Genomic DNA, 25,395 nt, shown 5'->3' with positions numbered 1-25,395 from the left:
CCCGCATGGGATCGGATTACAGCAGGTTCAGCCTACCGGATGCATTTTGTGCGGGCCAGCCGGACGGGCAATGAAATCCGGGCTGTAACGCTCAACCGAGAGATCATCGGATGGGATCGCAGGCATCACGCCGGACATAATGTCCGAGAGCAACTGCCCGGAGCCACAGGCCATCGTCCAGCCCAGCGTGCCGTGGCCGGTATTGAGATACAAATTCTTAATGCGCGTACGCCCGACAATCGGCGTGCCATCCGGCGTCATCGGACGCAACCCCGTCCAGAACGTGGCCTGTTCGACGTTGCCGCCGTTCGGATAGAGATCTTTGACCACCATCTCCAGCGTTTCGCGGCGCGCCTGCGCCAGCTTCAGGTTGAAGCCGACAATCTCCGCCATACCGCCGACGCGGATGCGGTCATCAAAACGGGTGATAGCAATTTTATAGGTTTCATCCAGTACGGTAGACACCGGCGCAGAAGCCGGATCAGTAATCGGAATCGTCAGGGAATAGCCTTTCAGCGGATAAACCGGAATAGAGACCAGATCACGCAGCAACGCGGTGGAATACGATCCGAATGCCACCACGTATGCATCCGCCCTGACGAACTCATTGCCACACTGCACGCCAGTGATTTCGCCATTTTCAATATGCAGCTTATCCACCGTGCGGTTAAATTCGAAGATAACTCCCGCCTGACGCGCCATGTCTGCCAGCTTGCGGGTAAACATCTGGCAGTCGCCGGTTTCATCATTGGGTAAACGCAGGCCGCCGGTCAGTTTGTGCGCAACCTGAGCCAGCGCCGGTTCTGCAGTCGCCAGCTGGCTGGATTCGAGCAACTGATACGGCACACCGGCGTCTTCCAGCACCGCAATATCTTTGGCTGCGCTTTCAAACTGCTGCGCGGTGCGGAAAAGCTGCAACGTGCCACCCTGCCGACCCTCGTACTGAATGCCGGTATCTTCGCGTAACGCTTTCATGCAGTCACGGCTGTATTCCGCCAGACGCACCATGCGGCTTTTGTTGGTCTGATAGTGGTCCATGTTGCAGTTACGCAGCATTTGCCACATCCATTTAAGCTGGAACTGTGTTCCGTCGAGGCGAATCGCCAGAGGCGCGTGCTTCTGGAACATCCATTTGACGGCTTTGACCGGAACCCCCGGAGCCGCCCACGGCGCAGCATAGCCCGGTGAGATCTGTCCTGCATTACCCGCACTGGTTTCTTCTGCCGGGCCGGACTGGCGGTCAATAACCGTCACCTGATGACCCGCTTTAGCCAGATACCATGCACTGGCGACACCGACCACACCACTGCCTAAAATCACCACACGCATATCGACTCCACTCCACGACAAAACAAAGCATAATATTCTGATGACAGGAAATTAACCTGACTGAGAAAAATCACCAACACAGGCACTCACAACCGTGAGGTCTTTCACATTTATTTATCGTTCATGACAGCATTTATTTCAATAGCCAGAAATAAATAACGATATTCCGCAACATTCCGGCCATGCGGCAAGAAATTTATGGCGTAATGACAGCATTGATTGCATTGATGTCACAAGACTCCCGACGCTTCAGGGTCAGTTTTGTTGCAGGTTTTTATTCTTGTGTACAAGCCGTGCATCAGCACAAAACACCACAAACAAACAGGCATGTGATATTCCCTCACGCTGCGCAGAGAATTGACGTTCAGGTTGAACGGGGATTTATAAAACGAGGCAAAGCCGAAGTGGCTGCGTAAAACATTAAGGCCACTATGAATAGTGGCCTTATATTGCGGAAATTTACCGGCGTAACAGAAAAAATCAGGCAGACGTCGTTTCCAGTCTCATCAGAGAGACAGGTTTAAACAGGCCCGTCTGCCCTTCCAGTTGCACACAACTTTCGCGGCGAATTTCTTCCGGTGAACTCGATTTCACCCTGAACGCGGTAATTTTGCCGGTAACGCCCGTTTCGGCATCCATTACACGAACGCCCTGGCCGATACGATTTCTATATCTATCATAAGTAAAGGTATTTACCATTTTCTTGACCTCCTAAAGCATCAATAACAAACAATAGCGGGTTAATGCTATACCCGTAAAAATTAAGTTTCAATATATAAACCCTGCTAAGTATCAGGTTAAATTTCATACCCTGTCCCGCCACGTTGCCATTTTAAAAATGTGACTCATATCGCAACGACGCAATTACTGACCTACACTTCAATCGGTTTCTGTTTTGCACCGTTCATTTCAGCAATTTTCAGCAATAAGGAGTCGATTGTGAATAACTCAAACTTTCTGAAGCTTAAAGATGGTACACAACTTTTTTATAAGGATTGGGGCAGCGGACAGCCGGTGGTTTTTAGTCACGGCTGGCCCCTGTCGTCGGATGCTTTTGAAGATCAGATGCTGTTTCTGGCAGAACATGGTTATCGCGTTATTGCCCACGACCGCCGCGGACACGGGCGTTCTTCTCAGTCATGGGAAGGCAATAATATGGACCAGTACGGAGATGACATGGCCGAACTGACGGCTTATCTGGATCTCAAAGACGCGATACACGTCGGGCACTCTACCGGCGGCGGCGAAGTTGCCCGTTATATTGGCAGGCACGGCACCTCGCGGGTGGCAAAAGCGGTATTAATTGGTGCAGTGCCACCGATTATGATCAAAACAGATTTCAATCCCGGTGGATTACCGCTTTCTGTTTTCGACGGTATCCGTGGCGGTGTGACAAAAGATCGTTCCCAATTTTTCCTGGACTTGCCCGACGCATTTTATGGTTTCAACCGCCCCGGTGCTGAGGTGTCAGAAGGTTTACGCCAAAGTTTCTGGCTCCAGGGTATGCAGGGTTCAATAAAAGCACTTTATGATTGTGTTAAAGCGTTTTCTGAAACCGATCAGCGCGAAGACCTGAAGAAGATGACGATCCCGACGCTGGTGATTTACGGTGATGATGACCAGATTGTGCCACCCGCTTCCTCCAGCGAAGCTGCGCTTAAGTTGTTGCCAAATGGCAAAGGTAAGGTTTATGCGGGCGCATCTCATGGTCTGTGCAGCACACACAAGAATCAGATAAATCAGGATTTGTTAGAATTTATCCGCAGTTAATCCCCCGCTGTTTGCGCCTGTCTCCTGATATTGTTCGCCCAAAGCCAGACTGTACGCGGCTTTGGGCTCTTTATTGCCCGCCGATTGACAGTCTCCTGCCTTAAGGATATAGATTTGTTGAGGAATGGATTCATGGTGTTTATCTAACGACACACTCAGATTGAGCTACGATTATCAATGGACGTGCGAAATCTTAAGAAAAGGTTGTGAATCAAACACTCTGTAGCGTCCATAACTGAATGAGGGTGCGGCTTATGACGACAGTGACCCAAAAGCAAAAAACTGAGGACAAACGTCTTAGCGATGGACCGGACTGGACGTTTGAGTTATTGCAAACTTATCTCGAAGAGATTGACCGGGTGGCGAAGTCCTACCGGCTTGAAACTTATCCGCATCAAATCGAGATCATCACTTCCGAACAAATGATGGATGCCTATTCCAGCATTGGCATGCCGATCAATTACACTCACTGGTCGTTCGGCAAGAAATTCATCGAAACCGAACAGCTGTATAAGCACGGACAACAAGGTCTGGCGTACGAAATCGTCATTAATTCCAACCCGTGTATCGCTTATCTGATGGAAGAAAATACGATCACCATGCAGGCGCTGGTGATGGCCCATGCCTGCTACGGGCATAACTCTTTCTTCAAAAATAACTATCTGTTCAGAAGCTGGACCGATGCCAGTTCCATCGTCGATTACCTGCTGTTCGCCAAGCGTTATATCAGTGAATGCGAGGAACGCTATGGTGTCGATGAAGTTGAACGGTTGCTGGATTCCTGTCACGCGCTGATGAATTACGGCGTTGACCGCTATAAACGTCCGCAAAAAATCTCCCTGCAGGAAGAACTGGCGCGGCAAAAAAGCCGTGAGGAATACCTGCAAAGTCAGGTGAATTCTCTGTGGAAAACGCTGCCACGCAAAGACAGTGTAGACGCACCGGAACAGGCGCGACGTTTCCCGCCGGAACCGCAGGAAAACCTGTTGTATTTTATGGAAAAAAATGCACCTCTGCTGGAATCCTGGCAGAGAGAAATTTTGCGCATTGTACGTAAAATCAGCCAGTATTTTTATCCGCAGAAACAAACTCAGGTCATGAACGAAGGCTGGGCGACATTCTGGCATTACACCATCCTGAATCATCTGTATGACGAAGGAAAAGTCTCCGACCGTTTCATCCTGGAGTTCCTGCACAGTCACACGAATGTGGTGTATCAGCCGCCTTATAACAGCCCGTATTACAGTGGTATCAACCCGTATGCTCTGGGTTTCGCGATGATGCAGGATATCAAGCGTATCTGTCAGGAGCCGACGGAGGAAGACCGTTACTGGTTCCCGGATATCGCCGGTTCAGACTGGCTCGACACGCTGCATTTTGCGATGCGTGACTTTAAAGACGAGAGCTTCATCAGCCAGTTCCTGTCACCGAAAGTGATGCGTGATTTCCGTCTGTTTACGGTGCTCGATGACGATCACAATAATTATCTGGAAATCGCCGCGATCCACAATGAGGAGGGCTACCGTGCAATTCGTCAGGAGTTGTCGGCGCAGTATAATCTGAGTAATCACGAACCGAATATTCAGGTCTGGAATGTGGATTTGCGCGGAGACCGCTCGCTGACATTACGCTACATTCCGCAGGACCGGGCACCGCTTGATAAAAGCCGCCGTGAAGTGATGAAACACGTCCACCGCCTGTGGGGCTTCGATGTCTTTATCGAGCAACTCAATGAAGACGGCAGCGTCGAGTTACTCGAACGTTGCCCGCCACGTCCGACACCGCTGTAAAATTTCCATTTTCAGGCATTAAAAAAGGGCGCTAAGCGCCCTTTTGTTATTACTGGCTCCCTCAATCCTTCAAATTATATCGAGGCAGCCAACGATGAGACTGTTTGAAGGATATAGGGAATTAACGATGTTTTTGTTCGGCCAGGTCACCCGGCATAGCACCCTGCATGCTGTGCCAGATTTCACCGCTCTGACGGCCATAATTACGCACACAATCCACAATCTGCTCATAGCTTTTCTCGTGGCAGATATCAGACAACTTTTTATAGAAAGTGATCGCCAGTTTGCGCGCTTCAGGATTGGAGAAGTAATAGCGTCCGACGCGCGTATAAAGACCGCGCAGTCCGTTGATGATCAAACCATAAATCGGGTTGCCAGAGGCGAATGCCAGACCACGGAAAATGCCGTAATCGAGCGCCGTAAAGGCTTCGGCATGATCTTCAACCTGAGTCGCTTTCGCGAGAACCTGTTGGGTTTCTTCCGGGTTGGTACGCATCGCCTTGCGGATAAAGATCGTCGCGATGTTGGTACGCACAGACAGCAAATTATCAATCAGCTGCGGTACGCTGTCATGATCCAGACGCGCCAGCGTTTCAAGAATATTCAGGCCGGATGTTTCCCAGAAATTATTCACTTTCGTCGGTTTACCGTGCTGAATGGTTAACCATCCATCGCGGGCAAGCCGCTGTAACACTTCACGCAATGTGGTTCGGGTTACACCAATGAGTTCTGAAAGCTCTCTTTCAGCAGGCAAAATTGAACCCGGAGGGAAGCGGCTATTCCAGATACTTTCGATGATATACTCTTCGGCAAAACCGGCAGGACTTTGTGCCTTAATAACCATGTGTTTGTCGTTCCGTGTGGGGCTTTTATTAGGGATATAGTTCATCTCATCATACCAGATGAAAATGCCCTGTTATAGCGTCCCGACGGAAGTAATGTTGAAACTGTGGGTGGGCTGACAGAATTTCACATTTTTCATGGATTTATTGCATCGCCCTTTATTATTGAAAAATCCAGTCAGACGATTAAACTTACCTATCTTTTTGAAACATTAATAAAATATATATAAAGGACCTTTGGGCAATATGGAAACAACCTACAGCCGCGCATTCATAAAGAATTTTCTTGGCCAGTCACCAAACTGGTACAAAATAGCAATTCTGGTTTTTCTGATTGTTAACCCGCTGATTTTCTTCCTCATCAGTCCCTTTATCGCGGGCTGGTTGCTGGTGATTGAGTTCATTTTCACATTAGGTATGGCGCTTAAATGCTACCCGCTTCAGCCGGGTGGATTGCTCGCCATCGAAGCCGTCATGATCGGCATGACCAGCGCAGGACGGATCCGCGAAGAAGTGTCTGCTAATCTGGAAGTCATCTTGCTGCTGATTTTCATGGTCGCTGGCATCTATTTCATGAAGCAGTTGCTGTTAACCGTGTTCACCAAATTGTTGTTGAATCTGCGCAATAAAATTGCCCTTTCACTGGCATTTTGTTTTGCTGCCGCCTTTCTTTCCGCATTCCTGGACGCACTGACCGTTATTGCCGTGGTGATCAGCGTTTCAGTGGGCTTTTATTCCATTTATCACAACGTTGCTTCAAATCAGAATGAAAATACTGAGGTCAATGACGACAGCTCTTTTACCGGCAATCAGCAGCATCAGGCTGTGCTTGAACAATTCCGCGCATTTTTACGCAGCCTGATGATGCACGCCGGTGTCGGTACCGCGCTGGGTGGCGTGATGACGATGGTTGGCGAACCGCAAAACCTGATCATCGCGAAAAGCGCAGGCTGGCAATTCATCGATTTTCTGATCCGTATGTCACCGGTCAGCGTGCCGGTCTTTTTCTGCGGATTTATTGTATGTGCGCTGGTAGAACGCTTCCGCTGGTTTGGTTATGGTGCGCAACTGCCACATCCGGTGTATGAAGTGCTTAAAAAGTTTGATCAAAAGAACAGCGAGAACAACACGAAGCAGGAGCGTATAAAACTGGCTGTGCAGGCGGTGATTGGTGTGTGGCTGATTGTTGCGCTGGCATTCCATCTCGCTGAGGTTGGCCTGATCGGCCTGACGGTGATTATCTTTGCAACCGCGTTATGTGGTGTGACGGATGAACATGCCATCGGCAAGGCATTCCAGGATTCACTGCCGTTCACTGCCCTGCTGACGGTATTTTTTGCCATTGTTGCCGTGATCGTCGAACAGCATCTGTTCAGCCCGATCATTCATTTTGTGCTTCAGGCTGCACCGTCCAACCAGCTTTCACTCTTTTACCTGTTCAACGGTTTGCTCTCATCGGTTTCAGATAACGTTTTCGTCGGTACGGTCTACATCAATGAAGCCAAATCGGCGCTGGAAAATGGCATTATCGATCTGAAACAATTTGAGATGCTGGCCGTGGCCATTAATACCGGCACCAACCTGCCTTCAGTGGCGACACCCAATGGTCAGGCAGCCTTCCTGTTCCTGCTGACTTCTGCCCTTGCACCGCTGATCCGGCTTTCTTACGGAAGGATGGTCTGGATGGCATTGCCGTACACTGTGGTCATGACACTCGTCGGCCTGTTGTGTGTTCAGTATCTGTTGCCCGATATGACCCAGTGGTACAGCGACATGGGATGGCTGAGTTTGCCCCCGGTAACTGAGATCATGCCGGTGCATTGATGAAGGAAAGATTGAGTCAGTAATCTCCTGTAAGCACCTTCACTCAGGAAATTACAGAATTTAAAGTCGAATTGTCCGATTTATATTAATTATTTACCGAATATTGATTCGGACAGGCTGGCAGCAGCAAGCAATTGGTTTACACTGCGTGTCAGTAGCTAACTGCAGGGAAAAATTTTCTATGTTGCAATATCTTAACCGCTGTTCACAAGGTCGCGGTGCATGGCTTCTGATGGCTCTGACTGCACTGGCACTTGAGCTGGTTGCATTGTATTTCCAACACGTGATGTTACTTAAGCCCTGTGTCATGTGTATTTATGAACGTTGTGCTCTGATGGGTATTCTGCTGGCTGGCCTCGTCGGTGCTATCGCACCTTCCACATGGTTACGCTATGCCGGGATCCTCATCTGGCTCTACAGTGCTTACGAAGGTATCCGCCTGTCATGGGAACACACCATGATTCAGTTGCACCCTTCTCCGTTCGCCACCTGTGATTTTGCCGCGCGTTTCCCAACCTGGTTGCCACTGGACAAATGGTTCCCGTGGATGTTTATCGCCAGCGGTGATTGTGCAGAAAAACAGTGGGAATTCCTGTCACTGGGCATGCCACAGTGGCTGGTCGTGATTTTCAGCGTGTTTATGGTGATTGCTGTTCTGGTGCTACTGGCTCAGTTCGTTAAACCAAAACGTCGCGATTTATTTGGTCGTTAATTCAGTCCTTGCTGACACGGAAAAGCGCCTCTGATGGCGCTTTTTTTATGTCTGTGGAGGAGAAGATGTTTTCCAAAACAGACGTGATGTATTATCTGCAGCGCCCGGTCAACACGGGCTTTCTGCCTCTGTGCTTTTTATTACCATTATTGGAACGTGCAATGAAAAATCTTCCCGTCTGGGCCATTTGGATCATTTGTGTAGGAGCCTGCGTCGCCTTCTGGGTCGTCGCTGGTTTCGTGTTATACGGTCTGTTTAAATAAAATTTAAACATCAGGGATAGAAATCGACAGTGACGTTTAACGGAAATGGAATGACAGGTATTAACGCGGGTGCAATGGCGGAGTTCCATTAATCCCGGCGTTGCTTTTGATCAGAGGTAAGATTTCCCCCTTCCCCCTTCTGCACACAACACACTGCACAAAAAAAGACCTACGTTTGTAAATTCGTCAATGCATTCTATGCTACGAGGGCTAAAAGATTTATCAGAGGAACAAAAATGTTCATTAAAGGATTTTCAAAAGGCTTTTTCATCGCAATTCTTTTTATCGTAACTTTGGCTTTCTTCGATGTATTAAGGCCTTACTACTCTTCCGTACTATGGGCCATTATTCTCGCCGTCATCTTCAATCCGTTAAAAAATCGGCTGAAACAGGTTGTCGGTGATCGCAACGGTGTGGTCTCTCTGCTGACCGTTTTGATAATTTGTCTGATTGTCTTCACCCCTCTGGCGATTATAACCTCGTCGCTGGCACTTGAATTCAATGCGGTTTATACCAAACTGCAGGGAAATCAGACACAGCTGCCCGTGATCCTGGCGGATTTCATCCATCATTTACCACGATGGGCACGGCACTTCCTGTCAGACCATGATCTCGACAGCACCGCTGAGATTCAGAAAAAACTTTCTGATGTGGCACTGCAAGGTAGTCAGTATCTGGCCGGCAGCGTTTTCGTAATAGGTAAGAGCACATTCGGCTTTGTCGTGGGTTTCGGCATCATGCTGTATATCCTGTTCTTCCTGATCAAGGATGGCGCTTACCTGGTCAATCTGACACTCGCCACCCTGCCGTTGTCACGGTATGTAAAGCATCATCTGTTTATGAAGTTTGCAGCAGTTTCTCGCGCGACAGTAAAAGGCACCGTTGTGGTGGCGGTTGTACAGGGCGCGCTGGGCGGTATTGCGTTTTACATCGCCGGTCTGGACGGAAGCCTGCTTTGGGGTGCTCTGATGGCGTTCCTGTCGATCATTCCGGCAGTGGGTTCAGCCATTATCTGGGTGCCTGCGGCGATTTATTTCTTCGCCTCCGGGATGCTGTGGCAGGGGATCTTTATTGTGGCCTTCTTCGTGGTGGTCATCGGCATCGTGGATAACGTGTTACGTCCGCTGCTGGTCGGCAAAGACACCAAAATGCCGGATTATCTTATCCTGGTCACCACACTTGGCGGTATGGAAGTATATGGCATCAATGGCTTCGTGATTGGCCCGCTGATTGCCGCGTTATTCATCGCCTGCTGGAACATTCTTTCCGGCCGGGATCATCAGAACAATACCGATGAGATTAATGAAGACTTTATCGAAGAAGGGAAAAACCATCCAGATGCCTGAGGCTCTCAGCAACTGCGACAATCCACCGAGTTTTACCAAATATGATTATGAAGTTTTCATAACCTGGCGTAGAAATAAGAAGCAATAGATACTCTTTGTCTGAAGGGGCAATGAATGAAAAATATCATCTTAAGTATGGTCGCAAAAATCTCCCACATGGAAGCGGATTCCAAGCAACTTACCGCACAGGTTGAGGCTCAGTCCCTTTTGCTGAGTGCTATATTTTTAACTGTCGGCAAAAATGGCGGCCCCCAGGAAATTATCGAAAGCGTGAACAAAGCCATCAACTCAGTGCTGGACTCTGCTGATGAGATGCTTAAATCAGACGCTAAGATTTTGTTCGAGCAATTCCAGGCACTCATTGAACTGACCCGACTGATTGATAAAGAAGATCCTGAACTGGATGCCGAAGCACTCAGCGCCATGAACGGTGTCAGACCCGACTCTGAGATTTAGTGTAAAAATTCGTAATAAAAAGCCCCGGCAATGATTGCCGGGGCTTTTTGTTTTCTGATTGCGGGCAAAATCGGTTATCTGGCCCAGCTTGGCTTATTCAGGATGTGATCCTGCCAGTCTTCAACGTCGTCTTCGCGCACGGCGATGTAACGTACGGAGATCTGCGCTGTATGCATGGCCGATTTCGATGCTTTGTTCAGCAGCGGATGCCAGGGAAGCAGCGGGCGTCCTTCGCCGATCAGGCGATAAGCGCAGGTTGGCGGCAGCCAGTCGAAGGTTGTCAGGTTTTCGCGGGTCAGTTTAATGCAATCTTCTTCCAGCGTGAAACGACGTTCATAGTTACGACACTGGCAAGACTTGATGTTGAGCTGGTTACAGGCGACGTTGGTGAAATAGATTTCATCGGTGTCTTCGTCGATCAGCTTATGCAGGCAGCATTGTCCGCAGCCGTCGCACAATGCTTCCCATTCTTCGTCGGTCATTTCAGACAGCGTTTTGTGCTGCCAAAAAGCGGGTTCAGTCATAATGTGCATCCGGTATAAAGAAAATGAGGGTGCTTATATAGACGCTTTAGCCTGCAGATGCAAGTAAAGCCGCCGGAAATGGGTTCCGGCGGAGAGGAAAAACGCCGTCAGATCACGCGGGAACTTACCTGTTTACCATTAAGTGTAGCCACAATTTCATCACCCGCTTTTAGCGGGCCGACGCCGTGTGGTGTACCGGTCAGAATGATATCGCCCGCGCGCAGCGTGAAGAAGCGGCTCATATAGGCAATCAGCGGCAGAAGCGGCGTCAGCATATCGCGGGTATTCCCGCTCTGACGCACTTCTCCATTGATCTCTAACCGCAGTTCAGCCTGTTGTGCATCACCAAATTCACTTACCGGAATAAATCCGCTCATCGGGCAGGAACCGTCAAACCCTTTGGCTTTTTCCCAGGGTTGTCCGGCTTGTTTGAACGTCGACTGCAAATCCCGCAGCGTCAGGTCAAGTGCCAGCCCGTAACCAGCGATAGCATTGGCGACGCGATCTTCCGTCGCCTGCTTCAGTGGTGTGCCGATAAGTACCGCCAGTTCGACTTCATGATGTACCGCACCGAGATCCTTCGGGATGACGATGGGTTGGCGGAAATCGCACAAAGCGGTTTCCGGCTTGATAAATAACACCGGTTCCGCCGCTTTCTGCCCGCCCATCTCTTTAATATGATCGGCGTAGTTACTGCCGACACACACGACTTTGTTGACCGGAAAATCCAGTAATGCGCCGTGCCAGTCTCTGTGTTGGTACATACAGCTACTCCTTGAAGTTAGGAATTTCAGCCGCTGAACGGATTATGCGGTGCTGGCGCTAACGGTGCAGAAGGCGCCGGAGTTGTCGCCGGTGCTAAATCGCCGGAAGCCACCGGTGACTGCGAGCCCATAATACCATCCGCCATCATGCCGATACTCAGCGCGAAATAGGTTGAACGGTTCCAGTGCATGATCGTACGGAAGTTATCGTAAACCAGGAACGCGCGCCCCTGCGTGTCATCCGGTGTGATAATCCATGAACGGGTCGCTGTCGACATTAGCGGGTTGCCGTCAACTTGCGTCACGCCGCGCTGCTGCCAGTAGCTGGCCGGATGCATCTGGTTATTTTTCAGCCCCGACAGAGCGCCATCAAAGTTAGCTGGTAATTTCACTTCCTGGCCCCAGCCCTGATCGCCTTTCCAGCCTTCTTTCGCCAAATAATTGGCCGTGGAAGCAAAAACATCATCGGTGTTTGCCCAGATGTCTATCTTGCCGTCGCCGTTACCGTCAGCGCCGTAAGTCAGATAAGAACTTGGCATAAACTGCGACTGCCCCATCGCACCCGCCCAGGAACCTTTCATCATGTCGCTGGTGGCTTTACCGGAATCGACAATTTTAAGCGCCGACATAAATTCTTTGGTGAAGAAGGCTTCACGACGTCCTTCGAAGGCCAGTGTGGCCAGCGCAGAGAATACATCCTCTTTACCCTGAATTTTGCCGAAGCTGCTTTCCATCGCCCATAACGCCACAATGTACTGCGGCTGAACCCCATAACGTTCGCTGGCTTTTGTCAGCGCAGGCAAATTACTCTGAAGCTGTTCCTGCCCCTGTTTAATCTTCCATTCAGGCAGAACGCGTGTCAGATAATCGTCGAGGGTAATTTTCTTTTCGAGCTGATTGCGATCTGAATTGATCACGCGGTCAACAAAATGAATGTTGGCGAAGGTGCTGTCGATGGTCTGCTGGCTGATCCCTTGCGAGAGCGCCTGTGCTTTGAGTTGTTCGACATAAGCCGGGAATTCCGCGGGGTCCCGCCCCTGTTCAGCCAGAGACGTTTTGCCAGAAGGCGCTGCCGGTGCGGCAGCAGCAGGCTGTGTTGCCGCAGTGGATGGTGTAGAGGGTTGCCCTGAGGTAGCTTTCTGTGCTGCACAACCACTGAGGATGATCAGCGGTGTTAACACGGCCAGTGCCGACAATTTCATCAATTTCTTCCTTTTGACTTCTGCAAGTGATTCATCGCTATAAGCTTTGAGCACGACCAAGATGAATGCAAGTCATGCCGTCTGAAAGTTCGAGGAGTGCCGAGACAAATGTCAGGAATGCGTTATTTACTGGTGTCGTTCAGATGAATATTCAATAAACTTTCTACCGGCGGTGGAACCTGCAGATAATAACCCTGCTCTTCCAGCGACTGACGCACTTTAGCAATATCTGCTGTGGCAAGTTTTTCACGGTTTGCCAGGTTTAGCATCATTGAGAACTGAGGCACGCCAAAACCTTTGAGTAATTCTTCAGGCACACGGGAAAAATCGTCTTTTTTTTCGACATACAGATAAGTCTGGTCGCGTTTAGTACTTCTATAGATCACACAAAGCATTTTTTTAACTCTATTTTATTGAAACGGTGGCTTGCCTAGATATAACTGTAACTATAACATGCTTATCGTACATCGGAATATCGCCCCCCGAGTGGTATTCCGGGGATTTAGAGTTGCTGAGACTGAGTCAGGATAGATGTCACAATCGCCAATAGAACTAAAAGGCAGTAGTTTTACCTTATCGGTTGTTCATTTACATAGTTCACAACCTGAGGTTATTTACCAGGCATTACAGGAAAAAGTGGAGCAAGCTCCAGCCTTTTTGAAAAATGCCCCTGTTGTTATCAACGTTGCCTCACTGACCGGTGAAGCAAACTGGAAAGACATTCAACAGGCTGTCGCTTCTGCAGGCTTTCGCATTGTTGGCATCAGTGGTTGCAAAGATGAGGCGCAAAAACGCGCACTTTCCCGCACCGGTTTACCGCTGCTGAGTGAAGGCCGCGCACAGCGTATCGCTGCAGAACCACCGGTTCCTGTCGTGCCCGACAATGCCCCGGCTAAAACCCGTATTGTCAGTACTCCGGTCAGATCCGGCCAACAAATTTATGCCCGTAACAGCGACCTCATCGTGACCAACAGTGTCAGCGCAGGTGCGGAACTGATTGCCGATGGCAATATCCACATCTACGGCATGATGCGAGGCAGAGCGCTGGCTGGCGCCGCAGGCGATGCAAATTGTCAGATTTTTTGCACGCAGTTAGGCGCTGAACTAGTCTCTATCGCAGGGCAATACTGGTTGAGTGATCAAATCCCGGCCGATTATCTCGGTCAGGCAGCGCGCCTCAGCCTGTTAAATAATGTGTTAACCATACAACCTTTAAACTAAGCCCTTTTGACAAGGAATCCATTCATGGCACGCATCATAGTTGTTACATCGGGTAAAGGGGGCGTTGGCAAGACCACTTCAAGCGCGGCCATTGCTACCGGTTTAGCTCAAAAAGGCAAAAAGACTGTAGTTATCGATTTCGATATCGGTCTGCGTAATCTCGACCTGATTATGGGCTGTGAGCGCCGGGTGGTTTATGATTTCGTTAACGTGATCCAGGGTGATGCCACGCTGAATCAGGCGCTTATCAAAGATAAACGCACCGAAAACCTGTTTATTCTTCCGGCTTCGCAAACACGTGATAAAGACGCACTGACCCGCGAAGGCGTTGAGAAGATCCTGAACGATTTAGCCGAAATGGAATTTGATTTCGTGGTGTGCGATTCCCCTGCGGGCATCGAAACCGGCGCACTGATGGCGTTGTATTTCGCCGATGAAGCCGTGATCACCACCAACCCAGAAGTCTCTTCCGTTCGTGACTCCGACCGCATCCTGGGCATTTTGTCTTCAAAATCTCGCCGTGCGGAACAAGGCTTAGAGCCTATCAAAGAACATCTGCTTCTTACCCGTTACAACCCGGGCCGTGTCAGCCGTGGCGACATGCTGAGCATGGAAGATGTGCTGGAAATCCTGCGTATTCCTCTGATCGGGGTTATCCCGGAAGATCAGTCTGTACTGCGTGCGTCCAACCAGGGCGAGCCGGTCATTCTGGATCAGGAATCCGATGCAGGGAAAGCGTATGACGATACTGTCAGCCGTCTGCTTGGGGAAGAACGTGCATTCCGTTTCATTGAGGAAGAGAAGAAGAGTTTCCTGAAACGCCTTTTTGGGGGATAAACCATGGCATTGTTAGATTTCTTTCTGTCCCGCAAAAAATCGACAGCCAATATAGCCAAGGAACGGCTACAGATCATCGTAGCCGAACGGCGTCGAGGGGATAGTGAACCATCCTATCTGCCTGAACTGAAACGTGACATTCTGGCGGTCATCTGTAAGTACATTAAGATTGACCCAGAAATGTTGCAGGTTCAGTTCGAGCAAAAAGGTGACGATATTTCCGTACTGGAACTTAACGTCACCCTGCCAGAATCGGAAGAAACGCCTAAATGACAGCAGTCTGTTTGCTTTGTTCGCAGGTGTTTTTTTCAGCATAGCGCCCCCTGTTTTTTCAGGGGGCTACTGCTTTTTATCTCGTTCCCTTCCGCTATTCTCTTCCCGCCCCGAAATAACCACTGTATATAACCCCATTAAACAGGTTCTTTTTCCGTCTGTTTGTGCTTATTCCTGATAATTCTTGATTAAGACTTCTCTCATTTTAGCTGGAATTTAATATCCCCAGACTGGCCTGATTGCCGCTATTTTAGGATTAAGCGTTATCGGGAAATATAAAATAAAAAGAGCGGGACAATTGCCCGCTCTTTTTAACGCATATTCACTTTCCTTCTTAAAAGAAGGAATCAATAATTGCTCAAAATTTCATTCAGTCTTTCAGCTAACAACTTCCCGCGCCAGCCACTGATTAATTCAGGTTGTGATTCTTTATCTTTTAACTTCCAGTGATGGGTCAGTAACTGATTAATCTGGCGACGTGATGCCAGCATTTCAACGCTCAGTTTACTCTCTTCACTGACAGTCTGAATAAGTGCCTTAATATCCTTAAAGACTTTGCGGTAACCCGGCTGATCAATCAGGTTCAAAATCGGTGCGGGCAGTTCAGCTTCATCCAGTGCATTCGATTCCTCCACCAGCGCCAGCAACGTACGCCCGTGATAGCGAATCTCCGGGCCACTCAGACCAAGCGCTTCCAGCTCGCCCAGCGACGTTGGCTGATAGCGCGCCACCTGCCAGAGGTTTTCCTCACGTACTACAAAATTAACGGCCAGATCACGCTGACGGGCCTGGTTCAGGCGCCACGCGGCTAACAACTTCAGGCATCCCAACTGGCGTGGACGCAACTGAAAAGCGTTACTGATTTCCAGATAAGCCAGTTCCGGTTGCAGCACTTCCTTACGGCGGCGGCACAGAGCAAGACATTCATCCAGCGCGGCATCCATCCACCCTGCGTCTTGTGTTTCACGCATCAGTTGATCGGCCAGCGGCAGCAGATACCACACGTCAGCCGCAGCATAGACGCATTGCTTTTCGCTCAGCGGACGGGCTATCCAGTCAGTGCGCGATTCGCTTTTATCCAGCTCAACGCCGGTGGTTTCAGCCACCAGACGTGCAAAACCACAGGACAACGGGCGTCCGCTGAAAGCAGCGAGGATCTGCGTATCAATCAGCGGCGAAGGCATCACCCCAAAGGCATTCAGGAAAACTTCCAGATCTTCGCTGCCGGCATGCAGGAATTTGATGGCATCAGGATCAACCAGCAAATCAATGAAGGGTTGCCAGGCGGTGATTGGCAATGGGTCGATCAGCGTCAGCCTTTCGCCATCGAATAACTGTATGAGCCCCAGTTGCGGATAATACGTGCGGGTACGGACAAATTCGGTATCCAGCGCAATTTTACTGTGCGCTTTGGCCTGAAGACAAACTTGCTCCAGCGCGTCATTGGTGGTGATCAACTCATAATTCAAAACATCATTCTCTTAATCATTACTGCGTTATAACGTGATAACGCCGGACATCGCCGGCGTTAAGAATCTGACTCTTTCTGACTGAACAGGCAATCCGCTATGCCGCATCCTGCTTCGGAGTGGCTTTCGGTTTCAGCTGCTCATCACGAAGTTCCCTTCTGAGAATTTTACCGACATTTGACTTCGGCAACTCGTCGCGGAACTCGACAATCTTCGGTACTTTGTAACCGGTTAATAACCGACGACAATGTGCGAGAAGCTCTTCGCTGGTCAGTGATGGGTCTTTCTTCACCACGCAAATTTTGACGATTTCACCCGACGACTCATCCGGCACGCCAATGGCGGCAACTTCGAGTACCTTGTCATGCTGTGAAACCACCTCTTCAATTTCGTTAGGGTAAACGTTGAAACCGGAAACCAGAATCATGTCTTTTTTACGGTCAACAATCCGTAAGAAGCCCTGCTCGTCCACTGTAACGATATCGCCCGTCGATAACCAGCCATCTTTTAGCACCTCATCGGTGGCGGAAGGCCGTTGCCAGTAACCCAGCATAACCTGCGGGCCTTTAACCCACAGCTCGCCAGGCTGGCCAGGCCCGACATCCTGGCCGTTATCATCCACGAGACGGACTTCCGTGGATGGCACTGGCAGACCGATACTGCCACTGTAATGTTTCAAATCATACGGGTTACCCGCCACCAGCGGTGAACATTCTGTCAGTCCGTAACCCTCCAGCAGATGTTTACCGGTCAGTTTTTCCCACTTCTCTGCCACTGATTTCTGCACCGACATTCCGCCGCCGACAGAAAGACGCAACGAGGAGAAGTCAAGCTCACGGAAATCTTCATTATTGAGCAACGCATTGAACAATGTATTCACGCCGCTGATAGCCGTGAAAGGATATTTCCCGAGTTCTTTGACCATCCCCGGCACGTCGCGCGGATTGGTGATGAGCAGGCTTTTACCGCCCAGTTCAAGGAACAGCAGGCAATTCACCGTCAGTGCGAAAATGTGATACAGCGGAAGTGCGGTTACCACCAGCTCATGTCCCGGCTGTAACAACGGCGCGTAGGCCGCTTTCGCCTGCTCGAGATTCGCCTGCATGTTGCGGTGGGTCAGCATCGCCCCTTTCGCCACGCCCGTCGTTCCGCCGGTATATTGCAGGAACGCCAGATCATTATTAATGATATCGGGCTTGATGTATTGCAGACGACGTCCGCGCTGTAAGGCGGTGCGGAAGGAAATCGCGTTCGGCAAGTGGTATTTAGGCACCAGCCGTTTGATATATTTCACCACAAAGTTAACCAGCGTCCCCTTCGCCGCAGAAAGCTGATCGCCCATTCGGGTCAGGATCACATGCTTAACCTGGGTTTTGTACACCACTTTTTCCAGGGTATGTGCAAAGTTTGAAACAATCACAATGGCACTGGCACCGCTGTCGTTGAGCTGATGCTCGAGTTCACGCGGCGTATACAGAGGATTGACGTTGACTACCACCATGCCGGCGCGCAATACGCCAAACAGGGCAATCGGGTATTGCAGCAGATTCGGCATCATCAGGGCAACGCGGTCGCCCTTCCTGAGCCCAAGCTCATTTTGCAAATAGGCGGCGAAAGCACGGCTGCGCTCTTCGAGCTTGCGGTAAGTCATCACCTCGCCCATGTTGATAAATGCCGCATTGTCAGCGTAACGCAACGTAGCATTTTCAAACATCTCGACCAGCGAACTGTAGCGGTCAGGGTCGATGTTCTCAGGAACATCTGCCGGATATCGTTTTAGCCAAACCTTTTCCAAGGTATCACTCCTGAAATCATGTTCTGTTGCCGTCTCTATTCGACGAGTTTTATCACGTCTTTAACAATATTTTAACTCAGCTTACCAGTTGCGTTTCAAACAATGTCGAGGTTGAGAGGCGGGTCACTTTTTCTGTGCCCTTACTTTGTCAACCGTCCATGGCAGAAAATAAAAAGGCGGCAATTAAGCCGCCTTAACAACGCTTCTCTTCAGGTCATTTCCCGGGCAGCGGCAGAACAGAATGCGTCGCTGCCGGTTTTACTGTTGCCGGGGGAAGCGCGCCATGAGAAGGCGGAGCTCCACGCGGCGGCGGCGGTCTATTCGGTGACGACGCTTTCGACCCGGGCCGGTGCTGTATTATACCAGCCGGGACCCCAACCGGGCCCAAACCCCCGCCCCCAGGAATCATACGGCCCGCCAAAACCATAGCCCCATGGGCCGATAGGTTGCGGAGGCATGACGACCTGTTGCTGTATCCGCCAGCGTTTGTAGCTGTTGACATTAACGGTAACGAAATCATAAGACGTCTGGCCGATGGTGCCCTTTTCCACGCCGGTAATTGGCCCGACGACGGTCACTAACTGATTGCGGTAATCCACCGGATCCACAAAACCGTTAATGTAAGCCATGATGCGTCCGCGTGATGCTGCCCCTAAAATCGGGCGAGCGCCCTCATCCAGCGGAACAGTTGCGATTTCCAGACGCGTCTTGTTTTGCAGGTTGGTTACGGCAATCACTTTGCCGCCAAAACGCGACTCCTGCCCGACGTACAAATTCGGCGCGCCCTGCACGGCCTGTAAATTCATTTGCGGCGTAGCCGTGGTCCCACGAATTTCATCGGGCACTGTGACACACCCTGATAATACCAACACGCTGAGTGCAACAGCACTCCGCACCATTTTCTTACCCGTTACACCTGATAACTGCTGAACAACAGACCACTTACGCATTACGATGACTCCTGTGCAAACTCTTCATTTTGACCGTCTTTTGATGCACAAGTTGCCATGACTTATCGGCCTGGCAGCTTTTTCCACGTAACTTCATTACGCAGGTAAGTCGGTTCAGCATCTTCCGGATTAACGCGAATACCGTTTTCCCAGAGCTGCAGCGCCAGCGGCAACATATCTTCCGCCTGCGGCAGTAACATTTTTCCATCAAATAAATCCGCCGCCGGGGATTCACCCAGTAAATGCGGATAGGCTTCCCAGCCCGTACCCACGGTGGCAAAGCGCCCGTTTCGCTCAACGGTACGCGCCAGCAGTTGTTCAGGTTTGATGACCGTCTCGGTATTTTCACCGCTCCAGACACCTTGTGTATTGCGGGTAAATTCACCCCAGTACACTTCGCCCATGCGGGCATCAATGGCTGCCAGCACCTGTTCCGCGCCGGTCTGGCGGTAAGCACCCTGCGCCATGGTGAGTAAGGTGGAGACGGGCAACAAAGGCAGTTCTGCGCCGAGCGATAAGCCTTGCGCGATACCTATGCCGATGCGCACACCGGTAAAACTACCCGGTCCCCGGCCGAAGGCCAGTGCGTCGAGTTGTTTCAGGGAAAGCCCCGCTTCGGCGAGGATCTGCTGCACCAGTGGCAGAATGCGCTGCGTATGTTCGCGGGCGCAAAGTTCAAAATGAGCGAGCGTTTCGCCCTGATCGTAAAGCGCAACCGAACAGGCTTCTGTCGCCGTATCAATTGCTAAAATTCGCGTGGACATGCCAAACCTCAGGCGGGAAATTAATAAGTTATACCCTCAATACCTCGCGCGCAGTCAACGCATCTGCAACGTGAAATATGACGGGTATAAGAACCTTTTTCGGGGCGGCATCTTAGCATAAACAAAGGGCTAATTCTGCTCTTCAGCGTTCTGTAAAAAGCGGATCGCTTGTGCCAGATCACGGGTGCGCGGTGTCGGCGGCAAACTGTTGAGGAAAACTTCACCATACGGACGCATTACCAGCCTGTTATCGCAAATCACCATCACCCCGCGATCATCCGTATCACGGATCAAACGTCCGACACCCTGTTTAAGCGTAATGACAGCATCCGGTAATTGTACGTCATTGAACGGATCTCCGCCGCGCAGACGGCAATCCTCAATACGGGCTTTGAGCAATGGATCGTCAGGCGACGTGAATGGCAGTTTGTCGATAATTACGCACGACAGCGCGTCACCGCGCACGTCCACCCCTTCCCAGAAACTGCTGGTGGCGACCAGTAATGCGTTACCGGCTTCGACAAACTGCGCCAGCAACTGGCCCTTGCTGGTTTCGCCCTGCAACAAAACCGGCAGCGTCAGGCTGGCCCTGAATTCTTCCGCCAGTTCACGCATCATTTTGTGAGACGTACACAGGAAAAAACAGCGGCCTTTATTAGCTTCGATAAGCGGGCGCAACATCCGCGCCAGCTGTTTCGAACTGCCCTGCACATTTGATTCAGGCAGAAAGCGCGGAACGCACAACAGCGCCTGTTTGGCGTAATCGAACGGGCTCGGCAGCAGCAACGTTTCTGCCTCATCCAGCCCCAGACGCTCAGTAAAATGATGCAGCTGATCGTTCACCGAAAGCGTTGCCGAGGTGAAAATCCACGCCCCCGGTTTTTCTTTCATCATCTCGCTGAATTTGTCGGTCACCGACAAGGGAGTCAGCGCCAGGACGAAATGGCGTGAATTACATTCGTACCAGTAACTGTAACCGGGGATCGACACATCTTTCAGGCGTTTGAGACGGTTGCGGTAAAGCGTGGCGCGCTCGAAAGCCGCATCCAGCAACGCAGAACGGCCGAGGGACAATTTAACCACGTCGTAGCAAAGTTCCAGCGCGTCATCGAGCAACAGTAAGGCACGCTGAATGGCGGGTTGACTGAGAACATCGCGAAGATTGCCGCGAAAACCGGGCTCGCCGAGCGCCAGACGGAAATCCATCGTGCTCTGGCTAAGCCGGTCAGCGCTTTTCTGCAACTGCACAGAGTCACGGACTTCCGTGCGGTAAGCAATAGTAATGTCTTTTGCCATATCAAGCAGCTGGCGGCTGGTGACCTGCTGGCCAAAATACTGGCTGGCGATGTCAGGGATCTGATGGGCTTCGTCGAAAATCATCACGTCAGCTTCGGGGATCAGCTCACCAAAGCCGCTCTCCTTCACCACCATGTCCGCCATAAACAGATGATGGTTCACCACCACCACATCGGCGTCCATCGCCTTACGGCGGGCTTTTACCACGAAGCATTCTTTGTAAAGCGGGCAGTCACTCCCCAGACAGTTGTCGTTGGTACTGGTCACCAGCGGCCAGACAAAGCTGTCTTCCGGTACCACGGTGCAGGTGCTGATATCGCCCTCTTCCGTGCTGCTCGACCAGTGACGCAGATGCGCCAGTTCGCTGAGCGCCTGGCTGGCAAGATCGCCGCCGGAGAGCGATTGCTGCTCCAGACGTTCCAGACATAAATAGTTTGAGCGCCCTTTCAGCAGCGCCAGACGGCCCTTGAAATTCAGCGCCCTGGCGACTTTGGGCAAATCGCGGGAATAAAGCTGATCCTGTAAGTTTTTCGAACCGGTGGAGATAATGACTTTTTTGCCGGAGCGCAATGCCGGTGCCAGATAAGCGTAGGTTTTACCGGTACCAGTACCGGCTTCCACCACCAGCCCTTGCTTACCGCTGATGGCTTTGCTGACAGCCTGCGCCATCAGACGCTGAGGTTCACGGGGTTTAAAACCTTCAATTTTCTGCGCCAGTGCGCCGTCTGTTGCGAAATCGTCTGTCACTCTGTCTCTCTACCTGTACGGATCAGCAGTGATTATGCCAATCCCTCGCCCCGACTACCACCGCCATCTGCCAATCCAACGTATTCATCCTTTGTGATACCCTTAGCGGCATCATAAAAAAGTGACTAACTGGAGCCATAATATGACCATCGAGCGTATCCGACCTGAGCCACGGATGTCCGACATCGTTATCCATAACAACACCATTTATTACACGGCAGTGCCGGAAAATCTGGACGCGAGTGCAAAAGACCAGACCGCAGAAACGCTGGCCATTATCGATGCTGCGCTAACGGAAGCGGGCTCGGATAAGAGCAAAATTCTCGATGCCACACTGTTTCTGGTCAATAAAGAAGATTTCCCGGCGATGAATGAAGCCTGGGATGCCTGGGTATCACCGGGCAATGCACCGGTACGCTGCACGGTTCAGGCTAACCTGATGAATCCGAAATATAAAATTGAAATCAAGATCATTGCCGCACGCTAAGCACTGATCAGCAGACATAAAAAAACCTCCCGCGGGAGGTTTTTCATTTTCAGCACGTCGCTGTTTTAGATCTTTGCACCGGCGACCGCTTCTTTCGCCAGCTCAGTAATGCGTGCGTAATCACCGCTTTCCAGCGCATCGGCTGGCACCAGCCATGAACCACCGATACACAGCACGCTTTTCAGCGCCAGGTAATCACGGTAGTTCGCCGGCGAAATCCCGCCAGTCGGGCAGAAACGCACCTGCGGGAACGGACCGGCAATCGCCTGCAACGCTTTCACGCCGCCATTGGCCTCAGCCGGGAAGAACTTAAATTCGCGCAGACCAGCATCCAGACCCATCATCAGTTCGGATACAGTACAAATCCCCGGGATTAAAGGAATAGAACCGGCATTGGCTGCTTTCAGCAAAGCATCAGTCAGGCCAGGGCTAATCGCAAACTGGGCCCCCGCCTCGGTCACTTCAGCCAGTTGCTCTGGATTGAGTACCGTACCTGCGCCAATGATAGCGTCCGGCACTTCTTGAGCAATGGCACGGATCGCATCCATCGCGCATGGGGTGCGCAACGTCACTTCCAGCACACGGACGCCACCCGCAACCAGCGCTTTAGCCAGCGGAACCGCATGCTCCAGTTTGTTGATAACAATCACAGGAACAACCGGCCCTGAGGTCAGAATTTGTTCCGCGCTTGTTTTCCAGTTTTTCATCTTGTTCTCCATTCATGCCCGCAGGCACCGTTGTGATTGATGGCGCGCCCCTGCCACAGGGACCAGCAGAATTTAAACCCTGCCAGTAACCGACCACACCCGATTGGACGATACTACTCTCCCCGTCATACTTGAAGCCGCAGCGGCGTTGGCTGCGCTTGTTCACCCGAATCACTGACTCATGTCAGCTCATCGGGACTCACACACTTGCCGCCTTGCTGCAACTCCAATTATTTTGGGGAGTAATGACTCAATAAATTATTCGTTACTCGAACTCGTTCCAGGAACGGCCGTCGCGGGTGATCATCGCCACGGAAGCCACCGGCCCCCATGTCCCGGACTGATACGGTTTTGGTGCTTCGCTTTCCGCAGCCCATGCGTTCATGATGGAGTCGACCCATTTCCAGGCTTCTTCCACTTCGTCACGACGGACGAACAGCGCCTGAATTCCACGCATGGTTTCCAGCAGCAGACGCTCGTAAGCATCGGCAATATGCTGTTCATTGAAGGTTTCAGTAAAGCTCAGATCCAGCTTGGTGGTTTGCAGACGGTGTTTGTGCTCAAGACCCGGCACTTTGTTCAGCACTTCGATCTCGATACCTTCGTCCGGTTGCAGACGAATAGTCAGTTTGTTCTGCGGCAACTGCTGGTAAGAATCACGGAACAGGTTCAGCGCCGGGTTTTTGAAATACACCACGACCTCAGAACATTTGCTCGGCAGACGCTTACCGGTGCGCAGGTAGAATGGCACGCCCGCCCACTGCCAGTTGTCGATATCCACACGAATAGACACGAAAGTTTCGGTGCTGCTGGTTTTTTTCGCACCTTCTTCTTCCAGATAGCCAGGGACTTTTTTGCCCTGCACGAAGCCGGCTGTGTACTGGCCGCGCACGGTGTTTTCACGCACGTTTGACTGGTCGATACGACGCAGTGAGCGCAGCACTTTCACTTTTTCGTCACGGATACGGTCGGTGCTCAGATCAGCCGGAGGTGACATGGCGATCATGGTCAGAATTTGCAGCAAGTGGTTCTGGATCATGTCGCGCATCTGACCCGCGTCATCAAAGTAACCCCAGCGGCCTTCGATACCGACTTCTTCAGCGACCGTGATCTGCACATGATCAATGGTGCGGTTATCCCAGTTGCTGGCAAACAGATTGTTAGCGAAACGCAGTGCCAGAAGATTCAGTACCGTTTCTTTACCCAGATAGTGGTCGATACGGTAAACCTGGGACTCAGCGAAGTATTCCGCGACTTGATCGTTGATAACCTGAGAAGACTCCAGAGAGTGTCCCAGTGGTTTCTCCATCACGACGCGCGCAGGTTCTTTGTTCAGCCCTGCTTCGCCCAGACCGCGGCAAATCGCACCGAAGTGGCCTGGCGCAATCGCAAAGTAGTTAATGGTGGCGCGATTTTGCTGGTCAAGCATTTTGCCCAGCACTTTGAAATGCTTCACATCGTTGACATCAAGGTTACAGAAATCAAGACGGGCGCTGAGCTTATCCCACAGTTCCGGATCAATTTTTTCTTTCATGAAGGTGGTCAGTGCTTCTTTGACCACTTCGGTATAGGCCGCTTTGTCCCATTCCGCACGTCCGACACCGATGATGCGGGTGTCCGGGTGAATGTGACCCGCTTTCTCTAACTGATACAGGGAAGGCAACAGCTTACGGCGCGCAAGATCGCCCTTTGCACCGAAAATTACCAGATCACACGCCTGGGCTGTCTGAGTTACCGCCATGTTCTTCTCCTCAATGCAGGAATACCTAACATATTTCTGGTTGCTGTGCGTGAGCCGCAACTCGAATTATCTCGGGTACATATTGTAATTTTATTTCAGCAACAATGTACTCTGATTGCCCGTGAGCCGTAAACCATGTTCTGACAGGGGGATAACTCTGCGGAAAAGCTTGTTTTTATCATAAATGTCTCAGCGGATAGTAAAACCCACAACATTCTGTAATTTTATGACAAAACTGAACAGAATTTACCATACTGAAAGTTAGATCCCGGTCAAACTCTGACAA

Annotated in this window: 26 protein-coding genes; 12 read left to right on the top strand and 14 right to left on the bottom strand. The window is 50.9% G+C overall.

Annotated features, from left to right (window positions below; genetic code table 11):
• Positions 1-27 precede the first annotated feature (27 nt).
• Complete coding sequence (locus DXU84_RS21265; protein ID WP_126124848.1) at positions 28-1,329, bottom strand: D-amino acid dehydrogenase; 1,302 nt, start codon at positions 1,327-1,329, stop codon at positions 28-30.
• 206 nt (positions 1,330-1,535) lie between these two features.
• Here DXU84_RS21265 and DXU84_RS21260 point away from each other — a divergent pair, with 206 nt between their 5' ends.
• On the top strand, positions 1,536-1,745 hold the full coding sequence (locus DXU84_RS21260) for a hypothetical protein (protein WP_126124847.1): 210 nt from the start codon (positions 1,536-1,538) through the stop codon (positions 1,743-1,745).
• 64 nt (positions 1,746-1,809) lie between these two features.
• Here the strand turns inward: DXU84_RS21260 and ydfZ are convergent, their stop codons facing one another.
• Positions 1,810-2,028: a putative selenium delivery protein YdfZ gene (ydfZ, locus tag DXU84_RS21255; protein WP_013575338.1), complete on the bottom strand. Its 219-nt coding sequence runs from the start codon at positions 2,026-2,028 to the stop codon at positions 1,810-1,812.
• A 240-nt stretch (positions 2,029-2,268) separates the two neighbouring features.
• On the opposite strand from ydfZ, the gene DXU84_RS21250 reads away from it, so the two are divergent.
• Positions 2,269-3,099: an alpha/beta fold hydrolase gene (locus DXU84_RS21250; protein ID WP_013575337.1), complete on the top strand. Its 831-nt coding sequence runs from the start codon at positions 2,269-2,271 to the stop codon at positions 3,097-3,099.
• 254 nt (positions 3,100-3,353) lie between these two features.
• Positions 3,354-4,889: a SpoVR family protein gene (locus tag DXU84_RS21245; RefSeq protein ID WP_013575336.1), complete on the top strand. Its 1,536-nt coding sequence runs from the start codon at positions 3,354-3,356 to the stop codon at positions 4,887-4,889.
• A 121-nt stretch (positions 4,890-5,010) separates the two neighbouring features.
• Here the strand turns inward: DXU84_RS21245 and fadR are convergent, their stop codons facing one another.
• Positions 5,011-5,733: a fatty acid metabolism transcriptional regulator FadR gene (gene fadR, locus DXU84_RS21240; RefSeq protein WP_013575335.1), complete on the bottom strand. Its 723-nt coding sequence runs from the start codon at positions 5,731-5,733 to the stop codon at positions 5,011-5,013.
• Positions 5,734-5,977: 244 nt separating this feature from the next.
• Between fadR and nhaB the strand changes: the two genes are divergently transcribed.
• From nhaB to iraP, 5 genes are all read left to right on the top strand, one after another.
• A complete protein-coding gene (nhaB, locus tag DXU84_RS21235; RefSeq protein WP_013575334.1) occupies positions 5,978-7,555 on the top strand; it encodes a sodium/proton antiporter NhaB in 1,578 nt (525 codons plus the stop codon).
• 181 nt (positions 7,556-7,736) lie between these two features.
• A complete protein-coding gene (dsbB, locus tag DXU84_RS21230; RefSeq protein WP_153376620.1) occupies positions 7,737-8,267 on the top strand; it encodes a disulfide bond formation protein DsbB in 531 nt (176 codons plus the stop codon).
• A gap of 65 nt (positions 8,268-8,332) precedes the next feature.
• Positions 8,333-8,530: a hypothetical protein gene (locus tag DXU84_RS21225; RefSeq protein ID WP_013575332.1), complete on the top strand. Its 198-nt coding sequence runs from the start codon at positions 8,333-8,335 to the stop codon at positions 8,528-8,530.
• A gap of 236 nt (positions 8,531-8,766) precedes the next feature.
• On the top strand, positions 8,767-9,876 hold the full coding sequence (locus DXU84_RS21220) for an AI-2E family transporter (RefSeq protein ID WP_013575331.1): 1,110 nt from the start codon (positions 8,767-8,769) through the stop codon (positions 9,874-9,876).
• A gap of 114 nt (positions 9,877-9,990) precedes the next feature.
• Positions 9,991-10,332 carry an anti-adapter protein IraP gene (gene iraP, locus DXU84_RS21215; protein ID WP_013575330.1) on the top strand — a complete coding sequence of 114 codons (342 nt, stop codon included), beginning with the start codon at positions 9,991-9,993 and terminating at the stop codon, positions 10,330-10,332.
• 74 nt (positions 10,333-10,406) lie between these two features.
• Here iraP and DXU84_RS21210 read toward each other — a convergent pair whose 3' ends face one another.
• The 4 genes from DXU84_RS21210 to DXU84_RS21195 form a co-directional block, all read right to left on the bottom strand.
• Positions 10,407-10,856, bottom strand: a complete 450-nt coding sequence (locus DXU84_RS21210) for a YcgN family cysteine cluster protein (protein ID WP_013575329.1) — start codon at positions 10,854-10,856, stop codon at positions 10,407-10,409.
• Positions 10,857-10,963: 107 nt separating this feature from the next.
• Positions 10,964-11,620: a fumarylacetoacetate hydrolase family protein gene (locus tag DXU84_RS21205; protein WP_013575328.1), complete on the bottom strand. Its 657-nt coding sequence runs from the start codon at positions 11,618-11,620 to the stop codon at positions 10,964-10,966.
• A gap of 26 nt (positions 11,621-11,646) precedes the next feature.
• Positions 11,647-12,822 (bottom strand): lytic transglycosylase domain-containing protein, encoded by a 1,176-nt coding sequence (locus tag DXU84_RS21200; protein WP_153376619.1) that lies wholly within the window; start codon positions 12,820-12,822, stop codon positions 11,647-11,649.
• A gap of 122 nt (positions 12,823-12,944) precedes the next feature.
• Entirely contained in the window at positions 12,945-13,217 is a 273-nt protein-coding gene (locus DXU84_RS21195; RefSeq protein WP_131638911.1) for a YcgL domain-containing protein, read from the bottom strand.
• Positions 13,218-13,353: 136 nt separating this feature from the next.
• On the opposite strand from DXU84_RS21195, the gene minC reads away from it, so the two are divergent.
• The 3 genes from minC to minE are packed head-to-tail and all read left to right on the top strand — an operon-like array spanning position 13,354 to position 15,153.
• Entirely contained in the window at positions 13,354-14,043 is a 690-nt protein-coding gene (minC, locus tag DXU84_RS21190) for a septum site-determining protein MinC (protein ID WP_013575325.1), read from the top strand.
• Between the two features lie 24 nt (positions 14,044-14,067).
• Positions 14,068-14,880, top strand: coding sequence for a septum site-determining protein MinD (minD, locus tag DXU84_RS21185; protein ID WP_013575324.1), 813 nt, complete (start codon positions 14,068-14,070; stop codon positions 14,878-14,880).
• Positions 14,881-14,883: 3 nt separating this feature from the next.
• Positions 14,884-15,153: a cell division topological specificity factor MinE gene (minE, locus tag DXU84_RS21180; RefSeq protein WP_013575323.1), complete on the top strand. Its 270-nt coding sequence runs from the start codon at positions 14,884-14,886 to the stop codon at positions 15,151-15,153.
• Between the two features lie 347 nt (positions 15,154-15,500).
• On the opposite strand, the gene rnd is transcribed toward minE, so the two are convergent.
• The 5 genes from rnd to DXU84_RS21155 all read right to left on the bottom strand — a co-directional run bounded on the left by rnd (position 15,501) and on the right by DXU84_RS21155 (position 22,174).
• On the bottom strand, positions 15,501-16,622 hold the full coding sequence (rnd, locus tag DXU84_RS21175) for a ribonuclease D (protein WP_153376618.1): 1,122 nt from the start codon (positions 16,620-16,622) through the stop codon (positions 15,501-15,503).
• 97 nt (positions 16,623-16,719) lie between these two features.
• Positions 16,720-18,417 carry a long-chain-fatty-acid--CoA ligase FadD gene (gene fadD / locus DXU84_RS21170; protein ID WP_013575321.1) on the bottom strand — a complete coding sequence of 566 codons (1,698 nt, stop codon included), beginning with the start codon at positions 18,415-18,417 and terminating at the stop codon, positions 16,720-16,722.
• Between the two features lie 317 nt (positions 18,418-18,734).
• A complete protein-coding gene (locus tag DXU84_RS21165) occupies positions 18,735-19,367 on the bottom strand; it encodes a Slp family lipoprotein (RefSeq protein ID WP_015689883.1) in 633 nt (210 codons plus the stop codon).
• 62 nt (positions 19,368-19,429) lie between these two features.
• Complete coding sequence (tsaB, locus tag DXU84_RS21160) at positions 19,430-20,131, bottom strand: tRNA (adenosine(37)-N6)-threonylcarbamoyltransferase complex dimerization subunit type 1 TsaB (protein ID WP_015689882.1); 702 nt, start codon at positions 20,129-20,131, stop codon at positions 19,430-19,432.
• Positions 20,132-20,260: 129 nt separating this feature from the next.
• Positions 20,261-22,174: an ATP-dependent DNA helicase gene (locus DXU84_RS21155; protein ID WP_013575318.1), complete on the bottom strand. Its 1,914-nt coding sequence runs from the start codon at positions 22,172-22,174 to the stop codon at positions 20,261-20,263.
• Between the two features lie 142 nt (positions 22,175-22,316).
• Here DXU84_RS21155 and DXU84_RS21150 point away from each other — a divergent pair, with 142 nt between their 5' ends.
• Complete coding sequence (locus tag DXU84_RS21150; RefSeq protein WP_153376617.1) at positions 22,317-22,661, top strand: RidA family protein; 345 nt, start codon at positions 22,317-22,319, stop codon at positions 22,659-22,661.
• Between the two features lie 65 nt (positions 22,662-22,726).
• On the opposite strand, the gene DXU84_RS21145 is transcribed toward DXU84_RS21150, so the two are convergent.
• Complete coding sequence (locus tag DXU84_RS21145) at positions 22,727-23,368, bottom strand: bifunctional 4-hydroxy-2-oxoglutarate aldolase/2-dehydro-3-deoxy-phosphogluconate aldolase (RefSeq protein WP_013575316.1); 642 nt, start codon at positions 23,366-23,368, stop codon at positions 22,727-22,729.
• Positions 23,369-23,633: 265 nt separating this feature from the next.
• Positions 23,634-25,109, bottom strand: a complete 1,476-nt coding sequence (zwf, locus tag DXU84_RS21140) for a glucose-6-phosphate dehydrogenase (protein WP_013575315.1) — start codon at positions 25,107-25,109, stop codon at positions 23,634-23,636.
• Positions 25,110-25,395 lie beyond the last annotated feature (286 nt).

Source organism: Rahnella sp. RcJ3, assembly GCF_009498575.1.
GTDB lineage: Bacteria > Pseudomonadota > Gammaproteobacteria > Enterobacterales > Enterobacteriaceae > Rahnella > Rahnella aceris.
The sequence above is the reverse complement of the archived record's forward strand: the minus strand, read 5'-3'. Positions and strand labels throughout refer to the sequence as shown.